Annotated in this window: 12 protein-coding genes; 6 read left to right on the top strand and 6 right to left on the bottom strand. The window is 71.3% G+C overall.

From position 1 onward, the window contains the following. Positions 1–6: 6 nt before the first annotated feature. Positions 7–360 carry a tryptophan synthase subunit alpha gene (locus EDD26_RS11935; RefSeq protein WP_245989894.1) on the top strand — a complete coding sequence of 118 codons (354 nt, stop codon included), beginning with the start codon at positions 7–9 and terminating at the stop codon, positions 358–360. Between the two features lie 209 nt (positions 361–569). On the opposite strand, the gene EDD26_RS11940 is transcribed toward EDD26_RS11935, so the two are convergent. From EDD26_RS11940 to sufB, 5 genes are all read right to left on the bottom strand, one after another. After that, entirely contained in the window at positions 570–902 is a 333-nt protein-coding gene (locus EDD26_RS11940) for a metal-sulfur cluster assembly factor (RefSeq protein ID WP_123697912.1), read from the bottom strand. Beyond that, a complete protein-coding gene (gene sufC, locus EDD26_RS11945; RefSeq protein ID WP_123697913.1) occupies positions 902–1,660 on the bottom strand; it encodes a Fe-S cluster assembly ATPase SufC in 759 nt (252 codons plus the stop codon). The genes EDD26_RS11940 and sufC overlap by 1 nt, the downstream gene beginning before the upstream one ends. Before the next feature lie 66 nt (positions 1,661–1,726). Continuing rightward, the gene (locus EDD26_RS11950) at positions 1,727–2,056 is read right to left on the bottom strand and encodes a non-heme iron oxygenase ferredoxin subunit (RefSeq protein WP_123697914.1); all 330 of its coding nucleotides are present in this window, start codon (positions 2,054–2,056) and stop codon (positions 1,727–1,729) included. Continuing rightward, complete coding sequence (gene sufD / locus EDD26_RS11955; RefSeq protein WP_123697915.1) at positions 2,053–3,276, bottom strand: Fe-S cluster assembly protein SufD; 1,224 nt, start codon at positions 3,274–3,276, stop codon at positions 2,053–2,055. The genes EDD26_RS11950 and sufD overlap by 4 nt, the downstream gene beginning before the upstream one ends. Further along, entirely contained in the window at positions 3,276–4,694 is a 1,419-nt protein-coding gene (gene sufB, locus EDD26_RS11960) for a Fe-S cluster assembly protein SufB (protein WP_123697916.1), read from the bottom strand. The genes sufD and sufB overlap by 1 nt, the downstream gene beginning before the upstream one ends. A 183-nt stretch (positions 4,695–4,877) precedes the next feature. Here sufB and EDD26_RS11965 point away from each other — a divergent pair, with 183 nt between their 5' ends. Both EDD26_RS11965 and EDD26_RS11970 read left to right on the top strand, forming a co-directional pair. Beyond that, on the top strand, positions 4,878–5,798 hold the full coding sequence (locus EDD26_RS11965) for a COX15/CtaA family protein (RefSeq protein ID WP_170165633.1): 921 nt from the start codon (positions 4,878–4,880) through the stop codon (positions 5,796–5,798). Between the two features lie 16 nt (positions 5,799–5,814). Further along, positions 5,815–6,789 (top strand): Ppx/GppA phosphatase family protein, encoded by a 975-nt coding sequence (locus EDD26_RS11970; protein ID WP_123697918.1) that lies wholly within the window; start codon positions 5,815–5,817, stop codon positions 6,787–6,789. A 143-nt stretch (positions 6,790–6,932) separates the two neighbouring features. Here EDD26_RS11970 and EDD26_RS11975 read toward each other — a convergent pair whose 3' ends face one another. Beyond that, entirely contained in the window at positions 6,933–7,877 is a 945-nt protein-coding gene (locus tag EDD26_RS11975) for a heme o synthase (RefSeq protein ID WP_123697919.1), read from the bottom strand. Between the two features lie 178 nt (positions 7,878–8,055). Here EDD26_RS11975 and tkt point away from each other — a divergent pair, with 178 nt between their 5' ends. The 3 genes from tkt to EDD26_RS11990 are packed head-to-tail and all read left to right on the top strand — an operon-like array spanning position 8,056 to position 12,895. After that, positions 8,056–10,170, top strand: coding sequence for a transketolase (gene tkt / locus EDD26_RS11980; protein ID WP_123697920.1), 2,115 nt, complete (start codon positions 8,056–8,058; stop codon positions 10,168–10,170). A gap of 17 nt (positions 10,171–10,187) precedes the next feature. Continuing rightward, on the top strand, positions 10,188–11,303 hold the full coding sequence (tal, locus tag EDD26_RS11985; protein ID WP_123697921.1) for a transaldolase: 1,116 nt from the start codon (positions 10,188–10,190) through the stop codon (positions 11,301–11,303). After that, positions 11,300–12,895, top strand: a complete 1,596-nt coding sequence (locus tag EDD26_RS11990) for a glucose-6-phosphate isomerase (protein ID WP_123697922.1) — start codon at positions 11,300–11,302, stop codon at positions 12,893–12,895. The genes tal and EDD26_RS11990 overlap by 4 nt, the downstream gene beginning before the upstream one ends. Positions 12,896–12,928: the final 33 nt, after the last annotated feature.

The following is a 12,928-nucleotide window of genomic DNA, read 5'->3' on the forward strand; positions in this document are numbered from 1 at the left end:
CGCTCGGTGCCCCACCCAGAAGCCCACCTGCCCGAGCCGCGCAGGCGCGCGAGCCTCGAGGTGCTGCGCGCCGAGGCCGCAGACGAGCGCTCGGTGCTCGTCGAGGAGCGCCTGCGCGCCGGCGAGGACCCCTGGGAGTTCATGACCGAGCTGCCGAGCGTCGACGAGATCGTCGTGCTGCTGCTGCGCGCCGAGCGGATCCTCCTGCCCGCCGCGGTGCGCCCGGACCACGAGACCAGCGACCGCGTGCTGCGCCGCATCGTCGACGACTACCCGCCGCTCGCCACCACCGTCTGGTCGATGCTGTCGGTGGCGGAGCCGGAGCGGGCGTGGGCGCCGCGGGTGAGTCGGGCGGGGTGAACGGGCCCTGGATGCGCGAGAAGGGGACGACCCTGGGGTCGTCCCCTTCGTGCTGGTCGGGATCTTCTCAACCGTGAGGCCGGGAGAGCTCGCTCGCCAGATGGTGAAACCCAGATCGCTCGCTTGCGCTCGCGACGGCGTTGGGTCGGACGATCCACTGGATCGTCCGGGTCCTGCAGCTCGAGCTCACCCCGAGCTCACGCGGTTCGCTAGATCGTGAAACCCAACGCCCTCATCATCTCGCGGCCGTCCTCGGTGATCCGCTCCGGACCCCACGGCGGCATCCACACCCAGTTGATGCGGAACTGCTCCACGACGCCGTCGAGCTTCTCGGCGATCTCGGTCTCGATCACGTCGGTGAGCGGGCAGCCCGCCGAGGTGAGCGTCATCGAGATCACGAGCGCGCGCTGCTCGTCGTCCCAGGCGAGGTCGTAGACCAGGCCCAGGTCGACGATGTTGACGTCGAGCTCGGGGTCGACGACATCCTTGAGCGCCTCGGTGACCTCGTCGAACTTCGTCGCGTCGATCTCGACGAGGGCCATCAGACGCCGGCCTTCAGGTAGCGGTCGTAGCCCTCGTCCTCGAGGCGGTCGGCCAGCTCGCGGCCGCCCTGCTCGGCGATGCGCCCGTTGACGAACACGTGCACGAAGTCGGGCTGGATGTAGCGCAGGATGCGCGTGTAGTGCGTGATGAGCAGCACACCGAGGCCGGTCTCGCCCTTGATGCGGTTCACGCCCTCCGAGACGATGCGCAGCGCGTCGACGTCGAGGCCCGAGTCGGTCTCGTCGAGCACGGCGAACTGCGGGCGCAGGAGCTCCATCTGCAGGATCTCGTGGCGCTTCTTCTCGCCGCCCGAGAAGCCCTCGTTCACGTTGCGCTCGCCGAACGACGGGTCCATGCGCAGCTGCTCCATGGCCGTGCGCACGTCGCCGATCCACTGGCGCACGCGGGGAGCCTCGCCCGACACCGCGGTCTTCGCGGTGCGCAGGAAGTTCGAGACCGTCACGCCGGGGATCTCGACCGGGTACTGCATCGCGAGGAACAGGCCGGCGCGAGCGCGCTCGTCGACGCTCATCTCGAGCACGTCCTCGCCGTCGAGGGTGATCGAGCCACCGTCGACGGAGTACCGCGGGTGACCCGCGATCGTGTAGGCGAGGGTCGACTTGCCGGAGCCGTTCGGCCCCATGACCGCGTGGATCTCGCCCGATGCGATCCGCAGGTCCACGCCCCGCAGGATCTCCTTCTTGCCCTGCTCGGTCTCGATGGAGACCTGCAGGTCCTTGATGTCCAGCACGCTCATGGCGCTTCCTTCCTCGGCGGCCGAAGCCGCGCAACAGTCTCGGCTGCAGCTACTGCAGGGTCGGTGTCAATTCTGCTTCAGGGGGTTCTGCACGTCGACGAGCACGTCGTCGCCGTCGATGATCACCGGGAACACCGGCACCGGCTCGTAGGCCGGGAGGTTCATGGGCTTGCCGGTGCGGAGCGCGAACTGCGAGCCGTGCGCCCAGCACTCGATCGCCTCGTCCTCGACGAAGCCCTCCGAGAGCGAGATCTCGCCGTGCGTGCAGGTGTCGCCGATCGCGTGGATCGCGCCGGACGAGTCCTTCACGATCGCGATGGCGATGCCGTCGAGCTCGACCTTCATGGCCGCGCTCACCGCGACGTCGCCCACCCCGCAGGCGCGCTGTGCGGTCATGCCCCAGCCTTCGACGCGGGGGCGAGGCCGGCGCCGCGTCGCAGCTCCTCCTCGATCGCCTCGGCGAGGCGCTGCTCGATCTCGGGCACGCCGATCTTCTGCACGATCTCCATGAGGAAGCCGATCACGACGAGCCGGCGAGCCTGCTCCTCGTCGATGCCGCGCGACTCGAGGTAGAACAGCTGCTCGTCGTCGAAGCGGCCGGTCGCGGATGCGTGGCCGGCGCCGGCGATGTCGCCCGTCTGGATCTCGAGGTTCGGGATGCTGTCGGCGCGGGCGCCGTCGGTGAGCACGAGGTTCTGGTTCTTCTCGTAGCTGTCGGTGCCGGTCGCGTCGCGGCCGATGAGCACGTCGCCCACCCACACCGAGCGTGCGCCGATGCCCTGCAGGGCCCCCTTGTAGAGCACGTTGCCGCGCGTCTCGGTGCCCTCGTGGAACATGAACACCTGGCTCTCGATGTGCTGGCCGGCGTCGGCGAACGACAGGCCGTACATCTCGCCCTCGGCGCGGTGGCCCGCGAGGCGCATCGAGGGGTTCACCCGCACGACGCCGCCGCCGAACGAGACGACCATGTGCTTGAGGAACGCGCCCTCGCCCACGACCGCCTGGTGCGTCGAGGCGTGGACGGTGTCGTCCTCCCAGTCCTGCACCGAGATGACCGTGAGGCGTGCGCCGTCGCGGACGATGATCTCGACGTTCTGCGCGTAGCGCGCCGAGCCCGAGTGGTGCAGCACGACGGTGCCGATCGAGCCGGGCATGGCCTCGATGACGATGTGCGCGTTCGCGTGGCGGTCGGCGCCCGTGCCGTGCAGGCGCGCGATGACCGGCTCGGTCTGCTCGCTGCCCTCCGGCAGCCGCACGTGCAGCGCGTTGACGCCGCGCTTCCACGCGATGGCGCTGACGACGTCCTCGGGACGGAAGATCTCGCCGCGCACCGGGGCGTCGAGGCCGGTCGACTCGACGAGCAGCCCCCGCTTCACGAGCGCCGCGACGTCGTGCTCGATCCCGGGCGTGCCGGTCTCGGTCTCCTCGTCGACGAACAGCGGCGCGAGGCGTCGCACGTCGGAGAGCTTCCAGTTGATCTCACGGCCGGTCGGCACGCCGAAGTCGGCGGGCTCGAACGACGTCGGGCGCTCCGAGCGCGTCTGGATCGGGACGAAGCGCTCGGCCGGCGCGGGCACGGCGCCCAGGGGGGCGGGGGTCGTGTCTGTCGCAGTCATCAACCGACGGATCCTTCCATGCTCATCTCGATGAGCTTGTTGAGCTCGAGCGCGTACTCCATGGGCAGCTCGCGGGCGATCGGCTCGATGAAGCCGCGCACGATCATCGCCATCGCCTCGGTCTCGGCCAGGCCGCGCGACATGAGGTAGAACAGCTGCTCCTCGCTCACCTTCGACACGGTCGCCTCGTGGCCGAGCACCACGTCGTCGACCCGGATGTCGATCGCCGGGTACGTGTCGGAGCGCGACATCGTGTCGACGAGCAGGGCGTCGCAGACGACGCTGTTCGCCGAGTGGTGCGCGTTCGCGTCGACCCGCACCTCGCCGCGGTAGCCGGCTCGGCCGCCGCCGCGCGCGATCGACTTCGAGACGATCGACGACGTCGTGTACGGCGCCATGTGGATCATCTTCGCGCCGGCGTCCTGGTGCTGGCCGGGGCCCGCGAACGCGACCGACAGGGTCTCGCCCTTCGCGCGCTCGCCCACGAGGTAGATCGACGGGTACTTCATGGTCACCTTGGAGCCGATGTTGCCGTCGATCCACTCCATCGTCGCGCCCTCCTCGGCGATGGCGCGCTTCGTGACGAGGTTGTAGACGTTGTTCGACCAGTTCTGGATCGTCGTGTAGCGCACGCGGGCGTTCTTCTTCACGATGATCTCGACGACCGCGGAGTGCAGCGAGTCGGACGAGTAGATCGGGGCGGTGCAGCCCTCGATGTAGTGCACGTACGAGCCCTCGTCGGCGATGATGAGCGTGCGCTCGAACTGGCCCATGTTCTCGGTGTTGATCCGGAAGTAGGCCTGCAGCGGGATCTCGACGTGCACGCCCTTCGGCACGTAGACGAACGAGCCGCCCGACCACACCGCGGTGTTGAGCGCGGCGAACTTGTTGTCGCCGGCCGGGATCACGGTGCCGAAGTACTCCTCGAAGAACTCCGGGTGCTCGCGGAGCGCCGTGTCGGTGTCCATGAAGATGACGCCCTGCGCCTCCAGGTCCTCCTGGATCTGGTGGTACACGACCTCCGACTCGTACTGCGCGGCGACGCCGGAGACGAGGCGAGAGCGCTCGGCCTCCGGGATGCCCAGCCGGTCGTACGTGCTGCGGATGTCCTCGGGCAGGTCCTCCCAGGTCTGAGCCTGGCGCTCGGTCGACCGCACGAAGTACTTGATGTTGTCGAAGTCGATGCCGGAGATGTCGGCACCCCACGTGGGCATCGGCTTGCGCTCGAAGAGCTGCAGGCCCTTGAGGCGCCGCTCGAGCATCCAGTCGGTCTCGCTCTTCAGCTCCGAGATGTTGCGGACCACCGCTTCGCTGAGCCCTCGCTTGGCGACGGCTCCAGCCTCGTCGGAGTCGTGCCACCCGAACTCGTACTGCCCCAGGCTCTCGAGCTCTGGCCGGTCGATCAGGACGTCAGACATCGCTCCCCCTTCCACATCGTGTGCAACCCGGCGGTGCTCCTCGGCATTCCGCGCGAATCCGAACCGCCGCGCTCAGCCATACTTGTAGGGCCTTCGCACATGCCTCGCCGCTGTCAGCGGCATGGGGGTTCGGAGCCGATGGGCTCTCCCACATCCTACCGCGAACGGCATGAGAGGTGCATCTTGCTCGAGCGCTCGCGGAGCCTCATCATCGCGGCATGGGCCACGCTCGTGTCCCAGATCATCATCGTCGGCACGGGCGGTGCCGTCCGCCTGACGGGATCGGGCCTCGGCTGCTCGGAGTGGCCGAACTGCGTGCCGGGCTCCTTCACGCCGGTCGCGGCGCAGGGCATCCACGGCATCATCGAGTTCGGCAACCGCGTGTGGGGCGGGATCGTCGTGGCGATCGCGCTCGTCATGCTCGTGCTCGTCATCCGCAAGGCCGCCGGTCGCACGAACATCGTGCTCGCGGCGATCGTGCTCGGCCTCACCCTCGCGCAGGCGCTCATCGGCGCGGTCGTCGTGTGGATGTCCCTCCGTCCCGACACGGTCGGGATCCACTTCATCATCTCGGTCGTGCTCGTCGCCGTCTCCGCGGTGCTCGCGTGGCGCATCGTCGTGGGCACGCCCGGAGCTCGCACGGCGCCGCGCTGGCAGTCGGCGCTCGTGCACTCGATGACGGCGGTGCTCGCGGTCGTCGTCTTCGTCGGCGTGCTCACCACCGGCTCGGGTCCGCACGCGGGCGACGGCGGCGCAGCGCGCAACGGCCTCGACCCGGCGATCATGCAGCACGTGCACTCGTGGCCCGGCTACCTGCTGCTCGCGCTCATCGTGGCCGTCGTGGTCGCCGCTGCCGCGCGCGGCCCCCGGCGGCACCTCGGCTGGTCGCTCGCGCTGCTCGGCGCGGTGCTCGTCCAGATCGTCGTGGGCATCGTGCAGTCGCGCATCGGCCTGCCGATCGGCCTCGTCGGCATCCACATGGTGCTGTCGGTCGTCGCGACCGCGATCGCGGTCGCGACGGTGCTGTCGCTGCGGGGCACGGCGGATGCAGCCCTGCCCGCGGCTCGGGACGCCGCCGTCGTGCAGGGCCGCGTCGACGCGTGATGGCAGGATCGGGCGCATGACCTCCACCCGCCCGATCGACGGCGCGATCGGCGCCGCCCGGCACGGCGCGCGCCTCGGCGTGCTCGACATCGGCTCGAACACCGTGCACCTGCTCATCGTCGACGTGCGGCTGGGCGGCAGGCCGATCCCGCAGCGCTCGCACAAGCTCACCCTGCGGCTCATGCGCTACCTGCAGGACGACGGCTCGATCAGCGACGAGGGCGTCGATGCGCTGCTGGCGGCGATCGGCGAGTGCGCCGCGATCGCGCGCAGCGAGCAGCTCGACGACTTCGTCGTGATGGCGACGAGCGCGCTCCGCGAGGCCGCGAACGGCGAGGAGGTCGTCGCGCGCATCGAGCGCGAGGCGGAGGTGACGCTCGACATCCTCTCGGGCGCCGACGAGGCGAGGCTCACGTTCCTCGCCGTCCGGCGCTGGTTCGGCTGGTCAGCCGGCCGCATCCTGCTGCTCGACATCGGCGGCGGCTCGCTCGAGATCGCCTCGGGCATCGACGAGGAGCCCGACGTGGCGATCTCGGTGCCGCTCGGCGCGGGCCGCAGCACCGTCGGGTTCTTCCACGCCGATCCGCCGAGCGCCGCCGACCAGCGCGCGCTGCGCATCTACGCGAAGGCGGTCCTCGACGACGCCGTCGCGCAGGTCAAGCCCTTCGGCCGGCCCGACCACGTGATCGGCTCGTCGAAGACCATCCGCTCGCTCGCCCGGCTCGCGGGCAACCTGCTGCCGGGCGTCGGCGACGCCGATCGCGCCGTGCTCACGCGCGCGCAGCTCGACGACTGGGTGCCGCGGCTCGCGCGCATGGACGCGAAGTCGCGCGCCGCGCTGCCCGGCATCACGCCGGACCGCACGTTCCAGATCGTCGCCGGCGGCATCGTGCTCTCGGAGGCGATGCGCGCGTTCGGCGTGCGCGAGCTCGACGTGAGCCCCTGGGCGCTCCGCGAGGGCCGCCTGCTGCAGATGCTCGACCGCGTCTAGCGGCGACGCCGACGGCGAGCAGCGCGCCGCCGGCCACTGCGACGCCGCGTGCCCGATCGGGCTGAGCCCGACGCCGATGCCGCATCCGGCACGCCTCGGCGCTCAGGCCGATCGACGTCACGCCGCCCGGCGCGAGTCGGCCGCTAGAAGGGCAGCAGCGGGTCGATGCCGACCGCGAGGAAGATGAGCGTCAGGTACGTGTTCGAGGCGTGGAAGACGCGCATCGCGCGCACCTCGCGCTCGCCGCGGATCGCGCGGCTGTAGAGCCCGTGCGCCTCGGCGACGAACCAGGCGCCCGCGACCACCGCGATGCCCGAGTAGAGCAGGCCCATGCCCGCGACCGGGATGAGCAGCAGCGTGCACGCGAGCGACGCCCACGCGTAGAGGATCACCTGGATGCCGACCATCGGCTTGCCGCGCACGACCGCGAGCATCGGCACGTCGGCCGCCTGGTAGTCGTCGCGGTACTTCATCGACAGCGGCCAGTAGTGCGCGGGCGTCCACAGGAAGACGAGCGTGAAGAGGATCCACGCGGGCCAGTCGAGCGAGCCGGTGACGCCGGCCCAGCCGATCACGACCGGGAAGCATCCGGCGATGCCGCCCCAGACGATGTTCTGCTCGGTGCGGCGCTTCAGCAGCATCGTGTAGACGAGCACGTAGAAGGCGATCGCGGCGACCGACAGCGCTGCGGCGAGCCAGTTGGCGAAGAGGCCGAGCACGAGCGTCGAGACGACCGCGAGCGTCCACGCGAACACCCGCGCCTCGGTCACCGACAGCGTGCCGGTGACGAGCGGCCGGCGCTGCGTGCGGTGCATGACGCGGTCGATGTCGCGGTCGAGGATCATGTTGAACGCGTTGGCGCTGCCGGCGCTCAGGAAGCCGCCCAGGAGCGTCGCGAGCAGCGCGCCGATCGGGGGGACGCCGCCGGCCGCGAGGAACATCGTCGGCAGCGCGGTGACGAGCAGCAGCTCGATGACCCGCGGCTTCGTCAGGGCGACGTACGCCTCGGCCTTCACCGCGACGCGCGAGCGCTCCCGCTCCCCCGCGACCTGCGGCCTCTCGACGCCGTGCGAGGTGGCGTTCGACATGCAGCGGTATCCGTTCGACTGAGCGTGTGGGGGGCCCGGAGGCCCCTCCATCCTATCGGACGCGCAGCGTCACACTGCGGGATTCGCGCCGGGGCGGGATGCGCTCCCTCACTATGCTGGGGGCGTCGCAATCGTCCGCCCCGCAAGCGGCTCCGTGCCGCCAGATGAAGGAGCCTCCTTGGCATTCGAATGGACCACCACCGACCAGCAGGCCGTCGACACGGCCAGAGTCCTCGCGGCGGACGCCGTCGAGAAGGTCGGCAACGGACACCCCGGCACGGCGATGAGCCTCGCGCCGGTCGCGCACCTGCTGTTCCAGAAGGTGATGGACCGCGACCCGGCCGACGACCGCTGGCTGGGCCGCGACCGCTTCATCCTCTCCGTCGGCCACTCCTCGCTGACGCAGTACATCCAGCTCTACCTGACCGGCTCCGGCCTCGAGAAGGGCGACCTCGAGTCGCTCCGCACCTGGGGCTCGCTCACCCCCGGCCACCCGGAGTACGGCCACACCAAGGGCGTCGAGATCACCACCGGCCCGCTCGGCCAGGGCCTCGCGTCCGCCGTCGGCTTCGCCTACGCGCAGCGCTTCGAGCGCGAGCTGCTGGACCCCTCGACGCCGGACGGCGAGAGCCCGTTCGACCACTACACCTACGTGATCGCCGGCGACGGCGACCTGCAGGAGGGCGTCACGAGCGAGGCGGGCTCCCTCGCGGGCCACCACGAGCTCGGCCGCCTCATCGCGATCTACGACTCCAACGCCATCTCGATCGAGGACGACGTCAACATCGCCTTCACCGAGGACGTCAAGGGCCGCTACGAGGCCTACGGCTGGCAGGTGCTCGAGGTGTCGTGGCGCCAGGGTGACGACCCCACCTCCCCCGAGTACGTCGAGGACGTCGAGTCGCTGCACGACGCGATCGCCCAGGCGCAGGCCGAGACCGCCAAGCCGAGCCTCATCATCCTCAAGACCATCATCGGCTGGCCCGCCCCCAAGAAGCAGGGCACCGGCAAGATCCACGGCTCGAAGCTCGGCGGCGAGGAGGTCGCGGCGCTCAAGGAGGTGCTCGGCTTCGACCCCGAGCAGTCGTTCCAGGTCGACGACGCCGTGCTCGAGTACACGCGCGGCAACGCCGCCGAGCGCGCCGCCGCGGCGCGCAGCGCCTGGCAGGAGCGCTTCGACGCGTGGGCCGAGGCCAACGCCGACAAGAAGGCGCTGCTCGACCGCCTGCTCTCGGGCGCGCTGCCCGAGGGCGTCGAGGACGCGCTCCCGGTCTTCGAGGCCGGCACCGAGGTGTCGACCCGCGCGGCGTCCGGCAAGGTGCTCAACGCGCTCGCCGACGTCATCCCCGAGCTGTGGGGCGGCTCCGCCGACCTCGCCGAGTCGAACAACACGACGCTCGAGGGCAAGGGCTCCTTCGCGCCCTCGCAGCACGCGACGAAGGCCTGGCCGAACGCCTCCGCCGCCGGCCGCACGCTGCACTTCGGCATCCGCGAGCACGCGATGGCGTCGATCCTCAACGGCATCGTGCTGCACGGCCCGACCCGCCCCTACGGCGGCACGTTCCTCATCTTCAGCGACTACCAGCGCCCCGCGCTGCGCCTCGCCGCGCTGATGGGCGTGCACCCGATCCACGTCTGGACGCACGACTCCGTCGCGCTCGGCGAGGACGGGCCCACGCACCAGCCGATCGAGCAGCTCGCGACCCTCCGCGCCATCCCCGGCTTCGAGGTCGTCCGCCCGTCGGACGCCAACGAGACCGCCTGGGCGTGGAAGACGATCCTCGAGCGCCGCGACCAGCCGGTCGGCATCGCGCTCACGCGCCAGAACCTGCCGGTGCTCGAGCGCGGCGACGGTGCGGCCGAGGGCGACACGCTCGCGCACGCGTCGAACGTCGCCAAGGGCGCGTATGTGCTAGCCGAGGCGACCGGAGGCACCCCCGAGGTGCTGCTCATCGCGACCGGCTCCGAGGTGCAGCTCGCCCTCGCCGCCCGCGAGCAGCTGCAGGCGGACGGCGTCGCCGCCCGCGTCGTCGCGGCGCCCTCGCTCGAGTGGTTCGCCGAGCAGCCGGCCGAGTACCGCGAGTCGGTGCTGCCCGCGGCCGTGCGCGCTCGCGTCTCGGTCGAGGCGGGCTCCGCGCTCACCTGGCACGGCATCGTCGGCGACGCCGGCCGCACCATCGGCATCGACCACTTCGGCGCGAGCGCCGACTGGCAGACGCTCTTCCGCGAGTTCGGCTTCACGGTGGAGGCCGTGGTCGAGGCTGCTCGCGCATCTATCGAGGCTGCCCGCTGAGCGGGCGAGGAGGCACCATGAACGAGAACACCAAGGCACTCAGCGACGCCGGCGTCAGCATCTGGCTCGACGACCTCTCGAGCGAGCGGCTCACGAGCGGCTCGCTCGCCGCCCTCATCGAGGAGCGCAACGTCGTCGGCGTCACGACGAACCCGACGATCTTCGCGAACGCGATCGCCGCCGGCGACTCGTACGAGGCGGCGGTCGTCGAGCTCGCGGGCGAGGGCGCGACCGTCGACCAGGTCATCACCGCGCTCACGACGAAGGACGTCGCCGACGCGTGCGACCTCTTCGAGCCCGTCTACCGCGCGACGAACGGCCGCGACGGCCGCGTCTCGATCGAGGTCGAGCCCGGCCTCGCGCGCGACACCGAGGGCACGATCGCGCAGGCCGCGATGCTCCACGAGCGGGTCGGGCGCGAGAACGTGCTCATCAAGATCCCCGCGACGCAGCAGGGCCTCGAGGCGATCGCGGCGACGATCGGCGCTGGCATCAGCGTCAACGTCACGCTGATCTTCTCGCTCGACCGCTACCGCGACGTGATGAACGCCTACCTCACGGGTCTCGAGCGCGCGCAGCAGGCAGGCATCGACCTGTCGAAGATCCACTCCGTCGCCTCGTTCTTCGTGTCGCGCCTCGACGCCGAGATCGACAAGCGGCTCGACGCGATCGGCACCGACGAGGCGTCCGCGCTCAAGGGCAAGGCGGGGCTCGCGAACGCCCGCCTCGCGTACCGCGCGTGGCAGGAGACCTTCGCGACCGAGCGCGCGCTGACGCTGCTCGAGGCCGGCGCCAACACGCAGCGGCCGCTCTGGGCGTCGACCGGCGTCAAGGACCCGTCGCTGCCCGACACGCTGTACGTCACCGAGCTCGTCGCCCCGCAGACGGTCAACACGATGCCCGAGAAGACGCTCGAGGCGCTCGCCGACCACGGCCGCGTCACGGGCGACACCGTCACCGGCACCGCCGACGAGTCGAACGCGGTGCTCGACGCGCTCGACGCGCTCGGCGTCTCGTACGTCGAGGTCGTCGAGCTGCTCGAGACCGAGGGGCTCGACAAGTTCGACGCCTCGTGGGCCGAGCTCGTCGAGACCGTGCAGGGCCACCTGGACCAGGCGGGAGCGGAGCGATGACCTTCACGATCACGGCGTCCGGCGCCGCTCACGAGGCGATCGAGCGGCTCGTGCCGCAGCTCGTCGCCGACGGCGTCGCCGGCCGCCTGGTCGCGGGCGACGCCACGCTCTGGGGCGAGGCCGCGGAGGCCGAGGCGTCGATCCGGCTCGGCTGGGTCGAGGCCGCCAGCGAGACCCGCGGGCTCGTCGACGAGATCGAGGCGCTGCGCAAGCAGCTGCGCCTCCGCGGCGTCGACCGCATCGCGCTCGCCGGCATGGGCGGATCGTCGCTCGCGCCGGAGGTCATCACCCGCACCGAGGGCGTGAACCTCACCGTGCTCGACTCGACCGAACCCGGGCAGGTGCGCCGCGCCCTGCGCGACGGCCTGCAGCGGACGGCGCTCGTCGTCTCGTCGAAGTCGGGCTCGACGCTCGAGACCGACAGCCAGCGCCGCGCGTTCGAGGCCGCCTACCGCGAGGCGGGCATCGACCCCGTCGAGCGCATCATCGTCGTCACCGACCCGGGCTCGCCGCTCGACGGCGACGCGCGGGCCGCCGGCTACCGGGTCTTCAACGCCGACCCCAACGTGGGCGGGCGCTACTCCGCGCTCACCGCCTTCGGCATCGTGCCCTCCGGGCTCGCGGGCGTCGACGTGCGCGAGCTGCTCGACGAGGCGATCGCCGCCCTGCCCGAGATCAGCGAGGACGCCGACGACAACCCGGGGCTCATGCTGGCCGCCGCGATCGCCGGCACCCGGCCGCTGCGCGACAAGCTCGGCATCGTCACCGACGGCACGCACATCGTCGGCCTCGGCGAGTGGGCCGAGCAGCTCATCGCCGAGTCCACCGGCAAGGACGGCGTCGGTGTGCTGCCGGTCGTGCTCGAGCGGGATGCCCCGGAGCTCGCGGCGGACGTCGCCGACCTCCAGGTCGTGCGGCTCGTCGGCTCCGCCCGCGAGGCCCGCGAGGTCGCGCACGGCGAGGTGGAGGTCGCCGGCACGCTCGGCGCGCAGCTGCTCGTCTGGGAGTTCGCGACCGCGGTGGCGGGCCGACTGCTCGGCATCAACCCGTTCGACCAGCCCGACGTCGAGTCCGCGAAGATCGCGGCACGCGGCCTGCTCGACGACCTCGCCCCCGCCGCGGAGCCCGTGGCCGTCGACGCGTGCATCGAGATCCGCGGCACGCAGGACGTCGCGCTCGACTCGCTCGAGGCATCCGTCGACGCGCTGCTCGCGCAGCTCGGCGACGGCGGGTACCTCGCGGTGCACGCCTACCTCGACCGCATCGGCCAGCCCCGCTTCGAGCGGCTGCGCGCGGCCTTCGCCGCCCGCACCGGTCGCCCGGTGACGTTCGGCTGGGGCCCGCGCTTCCTGCACTCGACCGGGCAGTACCACAAGGGCGGCACGCCGAACGGCGTCTTCCTGCAGCTGCTCGGTCAGCCGCACGAGGACCTCGAGATCCCCGGCCGGCCGTTCACCTTCGGGCAGCTCATCCAGGCGCAGGCCTCCGGCGACGCGAGCGTGCTCGCCGAGCACGGACGCCCCGTGCTGACGCTGACGCTCGACGAGCTCGACGAGGGCCTGGACCGGCTCCTCGCCCTCACCGGACGATGACCGACGTGACGACCGGGGCCGCCGTGGCGGCCC

It is taken from the genome of Agrococcus jenensis, from assembly GCF_003752465.1.
Taxonomy (GTDB): Bacteria; Actinomycetota; Actinomycetes; order Actinomycetales; family Microbacteriaceae; genus Agrococcus; species Agrococcus jenensis.

What these genes read in the sequence shown, in the direction of transcription:
- sufC (WP_123697913.1), bottom strand. Translation starts at nt 1,660, where the DNA reads ATGAGCGTGCTGGACATCAAGGACCTGCAGGTCTCCATCGAGACCGAG.
- sufD (WP_123697915.1), bottom strand. Translation starts at nt 3,276, where the DNA reads ATGACTGCGACAGACACGACCCCCGCCCCCCTGGGCGCCGTGCCCGCG.
- tal (WP_123697921.1), top strand. Translation starts at nt 10,188, where the DNA reads ATGAACGAGAACACCAAGGCACTCAGCGACGCCGGCGTCAGCATCTGG.
- EDD26_RS11970 (WP_123697918.1), top strand. Translation starts at nt 5,815, where the DNA reads ATGACCTCCACCCGCCCGATCGACGGCGCGATCGGCGCCGCCCGGCAC.
- sufB (WP_123697916.1), bottom strand. Translation starts at nt 4,694, where the DNA reads ATGTCTGACGTCCTGATCGACCGGCCAGAGCTCGAGAGCCTGGGGCAG.
- EDD26_RS11950 (WP_123697914.1), bottom strand. Translation starts at nt 2,056, where the DNA reads ATGACCGCACAGCGCGCCTGCGGGGTGGGCGACGTCGCGGTGAGCGCG.
- EDD26_RS11940 (WP_123697912.1), bottom strand. Translation starts at nt 902, where the DNA reads ATGGCCCTCGTCGAGATCGACGCGACGAAGTTCGACGAGGTCACCGAG.
- EDD26_RS11990 (WP_123697922.1), top strand. Translation starts at nt 11,300, where the DNA reads ATGACCTTCACGATCACGGCGTCCGGCGCCGCTCACGAGGCGATCGAG.
- EDD26_RS11975 (WP_123697919.1), bottom strand. Translation starts at nt 7,877, where the DNA reads ATGTCGAACGCCACCTCGCACGGCGTCGAGAGGCCGCAGGTCGCGGGG.